Origin of the sequence: Streptomyces sp. SID5785 (assembly GCF_009870065.1) — a bacterium.
Lineage (GTDB): Bacteria > Actinomycetota > Actinomycetes > Streptomycetales > Streptomycetaceae > Streptomyces.
On sequence record NZ_WWIA01000623.1, the window covers coordinates 1 to 9100 of the forward strand.

6 protein-coding genes and 1 pseudogene are annotated in these 9100 nt (G+C 71.2%); 4 read left to right on the forward strand and 3 right to left on the reverse strand.

Annotation, left to right across the window (positions count from 1 at the left end; genetic code table 11):
- From GTW43_RS20295 to GTW43_RS20310, 4 genes and pseudogenes are all read left to right on the forward strand, one after another.
- Positions 1 to 281, forward strand: a pseudogene (locus GTW43_RS20295) (CoA transferase); the annotation flags it as partial.
- Between the two features lie 46 nt (positions 282 to 327).
- Positions 328 to 1491 (forward strand): hypothetical protein, encoded by a 1164-nt coding sequence (locus tag GTW43_RS20300; protein ID WP_343246068.1) that lies wholly within the window; start codon positions 328 to 330, stop codon positions 1489 to 1491.
- 255 nt (positions 1492 to 1746) lie between these two features.
- On the forward strand, positions 1747 to 3261 hold the full coding sequence (locus GTW43_RS20305) for an MFS transporter (RefSeq protein WP_161303439.1): 1515 nt from the start codon (positions 1747 to 1749) through the stop codon (positions 3259 to 3261).
- Between the two features lie 117 nt (positions 3262 to 3378).
- The gene (locus tag GTW43_RS20310) at positions 3379 to 4110 is read left to right on the forward strand and encodes a dienelactone hydrolase family protein (protein ID WP_343246069.1); all 732 of its coding nucleotides are present in this window, start codon (positions 3379 to 3381) and stop codon (positions 4108 to 4110) included.
- A gap of 73 nt (positions 4111 to 4183) precedes the next feature.
- Here GTW43_RS20310 and GTW43_RS20315 read toward each other — a convergent pair whose 3' ends face one another.
- From GTW43_RS20315 to GTW43_RS20325, 3 genes are all read right to left on the reverse strand, one after another.
- A complete protein-coding gene (locus GTW43_RS20315; protein ID WP_161303440.1) occupies positions 4184 to 6145 on the reverse strand; it encodes a M13-type metalloendopeptidase in 1962 nt (653 codons plus the stop codon).
- Positions 6146 to 6255: 110 nt separating this feature from the next.
- Positions 6256 to 8478 (reverse strand): NADP-dependent isocitrate dehydrogenase, encoded by a 2223-nt coding sequence (locus GTW43_RS20320; RefSeq protein ID WP_161303441.1) that lies wholly within the window; start codon positions 8476 to 8478, stop codon positions 6256 to 6258.
- 153 nt (positions 8479 to 8631) lie between these two features.
- A complete protein-coding gene (locus GTW43_RS20325) occupies positions 8632 to 9087 on the reverse strand; it encodes a MarR family transcriptional regulator (protein WP_161303442.1) in 456 nt (151 codons plus the stop codon).
- Positions 9088 to 9100: the final 13 nt, after the last annotated feature.

Consider the following 9100-nt stretch of genomic DNA (forward strand, 5'->3'; position numbering starts at 1 on the left):
ACGAGGCGGTGGCCCTTCTGGAGAAGGCCCGGATCGGCAACGCGCGGCTCAACTCCGTCCAGGACTTCCTGGATCACCCGGTCCTGTCGGGCCGCGACCGCTGGCGCACGGTGGACACCCCGGGCGGGCCGGTGCGCGCGCTCCTGCCGCCGGCGACGCCGCGCGGGGTCGAGCCCCGGATGGCGCCGGTGCCCGCGGCGGGCGAGCACACGGACGGGATCCTGGCCGAGCTGGGGCTCCCCGCACAACTCGCGCACAAAACGCCCCAATCGGAGCGATAAAGTATCCCGTCAACCCGCACACCTCCGATCACCCAGGAGTACCTACGTGACCGTAGCCATCGACTCGCCCGAGGCAGCCACCCCGGAGGAGAACTTCTGGCAGCCGGAGGAGGCCGCGGCCGTGCCGGCCCCGGCGGAGCCCGACGCCGCCGAGGAAGCCGGGGCGGGGACACAGGCCGAGGCGGACGCCGGGGCGGAGGCCGACGACGCGCCCGGCGAGGTGCCCGAGGCCATCGCCAGGGACGCGCGCGACTTCGGCGTCTACGCCCGCACCGGCGGCTGGATCTTCGCCCTGAAGGTGGCGCGCAGCGTGCGCCCGGGCGGCCAGGCGGCGGGCGAGTCGGAGAAGGTCTCGGCCCGCCGGTTCGCCGCGCTCGCCGACTGCTCGGCCGAGCGCGTCATGCGCTTCTACAAGGCCTGGGACCGGGCGGCCGACGACGGTCTCGTCCCGCAGTTCGAGGCGCTGGCCCCGGGCGCGGAGATCGAGCTGCCGGACGCCGACGCGTGGCTGTCGTACTACGTGTCGCGCTCCAGCGCCGCGTCGGTGCGCGGCCAGGCGATCACGGAGGCCGCCGAGGCCGAGGGCATCCGCCCGACGAAGGCCCTGGAGGTCGCCGAGAACCCGACCGCGCTGCGCGCCGCGATCCTCGCGGACCCGGGCACCGCGGAGGCCGCCCGCAAGGCCCTGATGGACCGGCTCGACGAGGACCCGGTGCTGCGCACCGGTCTGGCCCGCGACATCGTGCGCGCCGACGAGCTGAAGAAGGCCGTCGCGGAGGAGACGAAGACCGGCGGACAGCTCGAGTACGTGCGCAGGATCGCCGAGGAGGGCCAGGTCAAGACGCCCGCGGGGCAGAAGATCGAGGCGACGGCGGAGCTGCGCGAGGAGGCCGAGCGCCACCTGTCGCTGATCGACGAGCTGGACGAGGACGAGGAGCCGGGCGAGTGGGCCCGCGAGGCGTACGACACCGTGCGCACGCTCGTCGCGGAGACCGTCGAGAAGGACCCGGAACTGCGGGTCCAGGAGAAGCGGGCGAAGTTCTACAGCAGCCTGCAGAAGGCGACGAAGGCCTTCGAGGAGCTGACCTTCGACGACGTCGCGGACATCGACGACATCGTCGAGGACGACATGGTCAAGCGGCTGGAGGAGCTGCAGGAGGCGATCTCCGCGTGCCTCTCCGCCCTGAACAGGGCGCAGCGGGCGGACTGACCGCGCGGTCCGGCCCGCCGCCCGGTGCCCGGCACTCCCCCGCGGGAGTGCCGGGCACCGGTGCGTCCGGGCCCGTGACCTCCGCCACTCTCCCGGGGTCCAGGTTAGCGAAACGTTGCCGTTTCGCTCGAGAAGGCTTACGCTCGTCGAGGACGTGAACGAAACGGTTTCGTTTACTTATCTCCTCCTCACACGCCCTGCGCCCGTGCGCGGCGTGTCCGGTACCTCCCCGTACGACCTTCCCTGGAGTGCCCCATGTCCCAGACCTCGCTCGAGAAGGGCGCAGGCACCACGGCCGCGCCGGAGCGGACGCCGCAGGACGCCTCCCGCAAGCGCTGGTGGATCCTCGGCGTCATCGGCATCGCCCAGCTGATGGTGGTCCTCGACGCGACGATCGTGAACATCGCGCTGCCCTCGGCCCAGCAGGACCTCGGCTTCTCCGACGGCAACCGGCAGTGGATCGTCACCGCCTACGCGCTCGCCTTCGCCTCCCTGCTGCTGCTCGGCGGCCGCATCGCCGACCTCTTCGGCCGCAAGCCCGCCTTCCTGGTCGGCGTCGCGGGCTTCGCCGGCGCCTCCGTCCTCGGCGGCGCGTCCACCAGCTTCGGGATGCTGGTCACGGCCCGCGCGCTGCAGGGCGTGTTCGGCGCGCTGCTCGCCCCCGCCGCCCTCTCCCTGCTCAACACGACGTTCACCGACGCCAAGGAACGCGCCAAGGCGTTCAGCGTCTACGGCGCCATCGCGGGCGCGGGCGGCGCGGTCGGACTGCTGCTCGGCGGTCTGCTCACCGACGCCCTGGACTGGCGCTGGACCCTGTACGTCAACATCGTCTTCGCGGTCGTCGCCTTCGCCGGCGGCTGGCTCCTGCTGAACAAGCACCGCGACGCGGCCGGCGCCAAGCTGGACCTGCCCGGCACCGTCCTGGTCTCCGCCGGACTCTTCTCCCTCGTCTACGGCTTCTCCAACGCCGAGACCCATGACTGGAGTTCCCCGCTGACCTGGGGCTTCCTGCTCGCCGGCGGGGTCCTGCTGCTGGCCTTCGGCTGGTGGCAGACCCGCGCGAAGCACCCGCTGCTGCCGATGCGCGTCCTGCTCGACCGGGACCGTGCCGCCTCGTTCGTCGCGGTCCTGATCACCGGCGCGGGCATGTTCGGCGTGTTCCTCTTCCTCACCTACTACCTCCAGCTCAACCTCGGCTTCAGCCCCACGAAAACGGGCGTCGCGTTCCTGCCGATGGTCGCCGCGATGATGGTCATGGCCCAGGTCTCCACCACCGTCCTGGTGCCGCGGATCGGTCCGAAGGCCGTCATCCCGGCGGGCTTCGCCCTCGCCGGTGTCGGCATGGCCTGGCTCACCGGCATCGGCCTCGGCTCCTCGTTCGCCTCCGACGTGCTGCCGCAGCTGATCCTGATCGGCGCGGGCCTCGGTGTCGTGATGCCGCCCGCGATGGCGCTGGCCACCAGCGGGATCGCCGCCGAGGATGCGGGCGTGGCCTCCGCGACCGTCAACACCATGCAGCAGGTGGGCGGTTCGATCGGCACGGCGCTCCTGAACACCCTGGCCGCGAGCGCCGCGACCGGCTACCTCACGGACCACGACCCGGCGAACAAGCTGAACCAGGCGCAGGCCACGATCGAGAGCTACACGACGGCGTTCTGGTGGTCGGCCGGCTTCTTCGCCGCCGGCGCCGTCCTCGCCTTCCTGCTGTACCGACGTGGGGCCGGTCAGCAGGAACCGGCCGCGGACGCGGCACCCGTCGTCCACATGTGACGACCGCCGCGCACCGGCCACGGGGCCGCCGTCCTCAGGGAGACGGCGGCCCCGTCATGTTCCCCGGGGTCCCGGGTGGCATCGTGGAAGGTGATCATCCACTACAGGAGGCACCTCGTGGCGGACAGCCCCGACGCACCCGGAGTCCCCCGGTCCACCGGACGCCCGGCCCACCAGAACGTGACGTTCGACAGCGACGGCACCCCGGCGCACGGCTTCCTGGCCCTGCCGCCGGGCGGCCGCGGGCCCGGCGTCGTCGTCATCCAGGAGTGGTGGGGCCTGACGGACCACATCGCCGACGTGACCGCCCGGCTCGCCGCGGAGGGGTTCGTGGCGCTCGCCCCCGACCTGTACGGCGGCAACGTCGCGCACGACTCCGACGAGGCGTTCCGCATGATGCGGGACCTGCCGGTGGAGCGCGGGGTCGCGCTGCTGTCCGGCGCGGTCGGCCATCTGCTGACGCTGCCGGAGGTCACGTCCGCGGACGTGGGCGCGGTCGGCTTCTGCATGGGCGGCGGCTTCGTCCTGTACCTCGCGGCGAAGGAGGCCCGCGTCAGCGCCGCGGTCCCCTTCTACGGGGTCATCCAGGGCGAGATCCCCGACTTCTCGGGCCTGAAGGCCCAGGTGCAGGGTCACTACGGCGAGCGCGACGCGTCCATTCCGCTCGCGACGCTGGACGGGCTGCGGGGCGCGATCGAGCGGCAGTCCGGCATCACGCCCGACTTCCGGCTCCATGCGGCAGGGCACGCCTTCTTCAACGACGGCCGCCCCGAGGCCTACGACGCGAAGGCGTCGCAGGAGGCGTGGACCGACACCATCGCGTTCCTGAAGGCCACGGTCGGCAGGTAGAACCCGCACCCACGGAACCCGACGGGTGAGCGGGGCCCGGTGGCGCGCACCTGCGGGCCCCGCTCACCGGAACTCACCAGATCCGCACGCGCTCCGTGGGGTCCAGCCACAGCCCGTCGCCGGCCTGCGTGGCGAAGGCCTCGTGGAACTCGTCCAGGTTGCGCACGATGTTCGCCCGGAACTCCGGCGGCGAGTGCGGGTCGATCGTCAGGTACTGCTGCTCCTGCTCCTTGCGCCGCTTGGTGCGCCAGCAGAACGCCCAGTTCATGAACAGCCGCTGGGAGCCGCTCAGTCCGTCCTCCTCGGGGACGGGCGCCCCGGCGAGGGCGATCAGGTACGCGGTGTGCCCGATGGTGAGGCCGCCGAGGTCGCCGATGTTCTCGCCGACGGTCAGCGAGCCGTTGACGAACTCGCCGGGCAGGTTGCGCGGGGAGAAGCCGTCGTACTGCTTGACGAGCGCCTTCGACTTGCCCTCGAACGCGGCCTTGTCGTCCGCGGTCCACCAGTCGTTGAGGTTGCCCCGGCCGTCGTACTGGGCGCCCTGGTCGTCGAAACCGTGGCCGATCTCGTGGCCGATGACGGCGCCGATCCCGCCGTAGTTCTCGGCCGCGTCGGCCTCCGGCGAGAAGAACGGCTTCTGCAGGATGCCGGCCGGGAAGCAGATCTCGTTGGTGCCCGGGTTGTAGTAGGCGTTCACGGTCTGCGGCAGCATGAACCACTCGTCGCGGTCGACGGGGGCGCCGATCTTGGCCATCTGCCGGTCGTGCTCGAAGGCGTCGGCCGCGTACGCGTTGGCCAGCAGGTCGCCGGGGACGACGGTCAGTGCGGTGTAGTCACGGAACCGGTCCGGGTAGCCGATCTTCGGACGGAACGTGGCGAGCTTCTCGTACGCCCGCTCCTTCGTCTCGTCCGTCATCCAGTCGAGGGCACCGATGGACTGCCGGTAGGCCTCGAGGAGGTTCGCGACGAGCTCGTCCATCAGGGCCTTGGAGGCCGGCGGGAAGTGCCGGGCCACGTACTCCTTGCCGACGGCCTCGCCCATCGCACCCTCGACGAACGCCACGGCGCGCTTCCAGCGGGCCCGCAGTTCGGGGGTGCCGTTGAGGGTGCGCCCGTAGAAGTCGAAGTTGACCTGGACGAACGGCGAGGACAGGTACGGGGCGCTGGAGCGCAGCACGCGCGCGAGCAGCCAGTCGCGCCACTGCTCGACCGGGACCTCGGTCAGGACGGCGGAGAGATGCGCCAGGTAGGAGGGCTGGCGCACACACGACTGGGCGAGCGTCTCGTCGCTGCCGCCGAGCCCGGCGACGTAGGCGCGCCAGTCGAAGGCCGGGGCGAGCGCCGTCAGTTCGTCGAAGGTCGTGAGGTTGTACGTCTTCTGCACGTCCCGCGTCTCGGCGCGCTCCCAGTGGCCCTCGGCGAGCCGGGTCTCCAGCGCGAGGACGGTGCGGGCCGCGGCGGCCGGGTCGGCATGCTCGGCGAGCGAGAACAGCTCGGTGAGGTAGGCCTCGTACTTCTCGCGGGTCTCGGCGAACTTCTCGTCGCGGTAGTACGACTCGTCGGGCAGCCCGAGACCGCCCTGGAGCAGGTTGAAGAGGTAGCGGTCGGAGTCACGGTCGTCCGTGTCGATGTACGCGCCGAACAGGCCGGAGCCCCCGGTGCGCTCGAAGCGGCCGAGGAAACCGGCGAGCTCCCGCACGTCACCGATGCCCGCCACCTCGTCGAGGAGCGGCCGGACCGGGTCGAGGCCGAGGGCGTCGGCCCGCTCCTCGTCCATGAACGACGCGTACAGCTCGGCGATCTTGCGCGCCTCGTCGGTCTCCAGGCTGGTGGGGCCGCCGGCCGCGATCTCCTGGATGATCTCCTTGACCTGCTGCTCGGCCACGTCCACGAGCTGGACGAAGGGGCCCCAGCTGGAGCGGTCGTCGGGGATCGGCTCGTTGGTGAGCCAGTGGCCGTTGACATGGCCGAAGAGGTCGTCCTGCGGGCGGATCGCCGGGTCCATGCCCGGTCGTGCGTCATCCAGAGTGCTCATCGGCGCAGCCTACCCAGGTCAGGGGCGGTGAAGCGCGTCCGGTGCGCGGCTCGCGGCGAACCGCCCCGGCCGGCACGGGGCCGGCCGGGGCGGAGGGGATCCGCGGGGGATCAGGCGAGCGAGGCGAGCGCCTCGTTCAGGGTCTGCGACGGGCGCATGACCTGGGCCGCCTTGGCCGGGTCGGGCTGGAAGTAGCCGCCGATGTCGGCCGGGGAGCCCTGCACCGCGACGAGCTCGTCGACGATCTTCTGCTCGTCGGCCTTGAGGGACTCGGCGAAGGCCGCGAAGGCCTTGGCGAGCTCCGCGTCCTCGGTCTGGGCGGCGAGCTCCTGGGCCCAGTAGAGGGCCAGGTAGAAGTGCGAGCCGCGGTTGTCGATGCCGCCGAGGCGACGGGTCGGCGACTTGTCCTCGTTGAGGAACGTGCCGGTGGCGCGGTCGAGCGTCTCGCCGAGGACCTTCGCGCGGGCGTTGCCCGTGGTGGTGGAGAGGTGCTCCAGGGAGACGGCCAGCGCGAGGAACTCGCCGAGGGAGTCCCAGCGCAGGTAGTTCTCCTTGACCAGCTGCTGGACGTGCTTCGGGGCGGAGCCGCCGGCGCCCGTCTCGAAGAGGCCGCCGCCGTTCATCAGCGGGACGACGGACAGCATCTTGGCGCTGGTGCCCAGCTCCAGGATCGGGAAGAGGTCCGTCAGGTAGTCGCGCAGCACGTTGCCGGTGACCGAGATGGTGTTCAGGCCCTGGCGGATGCGCTCGACCGACAGCTTCGTGGCGTCCTCCGGGGACAGGACGCGGATGTCCAGGCCCTCGGTGTCGTGCTCCGGCAGGTACTGCTCGACCTTCTTGATCAGCTGCGCGTCGTGGGCGCGGGTCTCGTCCAGCCAGAAGACGGCCGGGTCACCGGTGGCGCGGGCGCGCGTGACGGCGAGCTTGACCCAGTCCTTGATCGGCGCGTCCTTGGTCTGGCAGGCGCGGAAGATGTCGCCCTCGGCGACCTCCTGCTCCAGGACGGCGGTGCCGTCGGCGGCGACCAGGCGGACCGTGCCGGCAGCCGCGATCTCGAAGGTCTTGTCGTGCGAGCCGTACTCCTCGGCCTTCTGCGCCATGAGGCCGACGTTCGGGACGGAGCCCATGGTCGACGGGTCGTAGGCGCCGTTGGCCCGGCAGTCGTCGATGACGACCTGGTAGACACCCGCGTAGCTGCTGTCCGGGAGGACGGCGAGGGTGTCGGCCTCCTGGCCGTCGGGGCCCCACATGTGACCCGAGGTGCGGATCATGGCGGGCATCGAGGCGTCGACGATGACGTCGGACGGCACGTGCAGGTTGGTGATGCCGCGGTCGGAGTCGACCATGGCGAGCTCCGGGCCCTCGGCGATCTCGGCCTCGAAGGAGGCCTTGATCTCGGCGCCCAGGTGGGGCACGGAGTCCAGGCCCTTGAGGATGGTGCCGAGGCCGTCGTTCGGGGAGAGGCCGGCGGCGACGAGCGCCTCGCCGTACTTGGCGAACGTCTTCGGGAAGAAGGCGCGCACGACGTGGCCGAAGATGATCGGGTCGGAGACCTTCATCATGGTGGCCTTGAGGTGCACGGAGAACAGCACGCCCTCGGCCTTGGCCTTGGCGATCTGCGCGGTGAGGAACTCGCGCAGGGCGGCGACGTGCAGCACGGAGGCGTCCACGACCTCACCGGCGAGCACCGGTACGGACTCGCGCAGGACGGTGGTCGTGCCGTCGGCGGCGACGTGCTCGATCCTGAGCGAGCCGTCGGCCTCGATCACGGCGGACTTCTCGGTCGAGCGGAAGTCGTTCACGCCCATCGTCGCCACGTTGGTCCTGGACTCGGGGGTCCAGGCACCCATGCGGTGCGGGTGGGCCTTGGCGTAGTTCTTCACCGAGGCGGGGGCGCGGCGGTCCGAGTTGCCCTCACGCAGGACGGGGTTCACGGCGGAACCCTTGACCTTGTCGTAGCGGGCGCGGATCTCGCGCTCCTCGTCCGTCTTCGGCTCGTCGGGGTACGCGGGCAGCGCGTAGCCCTGCTCCTGCAGCTCGGCGATCGCGGCCTTGAGCTGGGGGATGGACGCCGAGATGTTCGGCAGCTTGATGATGTTGGCGCCCGGCGTCTTGGCGAGCTCGCCCAGCTCGGCCAGCGCGTCGTCGATGCGCTGGTCCTCGTTCAGGTGCTCCGGGAAGGAGGCGATGATGCGCCCGGCCAGGGAGATGTCACGGGTCTCGACCCGCACACCGGCGGTGGACGCGTAGGCCTCGATCACGGGCAGGAAGGAGTACGTCGCGAGGGCCGGGGCCTCGTCAGTGTGCGTGTAAATGATGGTCGAGTCAGTCACCGGGTGCTCCGCTCCACGTCTTCCACGTCGTCTGCATGATTTCTCAGATTGCTCGACATCAAGATATCTCGTACCGCCCCCTTCTTCGAAAGGGCCTCGCTGCATCCCCGCCGGGACCTCCCGCCCCGGCGGCGGCGCGGGCGCGAACGGCCGTCAGGAGCCGGAGAGTTCGGCCGTCGAGGTGCGGCCCGCGTCGGCGATCCGCTCCAGGAAACCGGCGATGACCTCCAGCTCGGCGGGGTCGTAGGCGGAGCAGATCCGCTCGACGGACGCGCCCATCCCCGCGAAGTGACGCAGCAGCTCGCCGTCCCGGCCGGAAAGGGCGGTGATCTGCACCGCCCTGCGGTCGGACGGGTTGCGCTCCCGGGAGATCCAGCCGCCCTTCTCCAGCCGGTCGAGGACCCCCGTCATCGTGGCCGGGTGCAGCCCGGCCCGCCTGGCCAGCGCCCCCGGACTGAGCGGCCCGTGCGTCTTGATCAGGTCGAGGCAGTCCAGGTCGACGTCCTTCATCTCGACGCGGGCGCTGACCTGCCGGTTGAGCAGCGACAGCTGCAGACCCACGTCACGCAGCCCGGAGCGGATCCTGCGGCGATTTGTTTCGGAACTCATATTGTCTTACTCA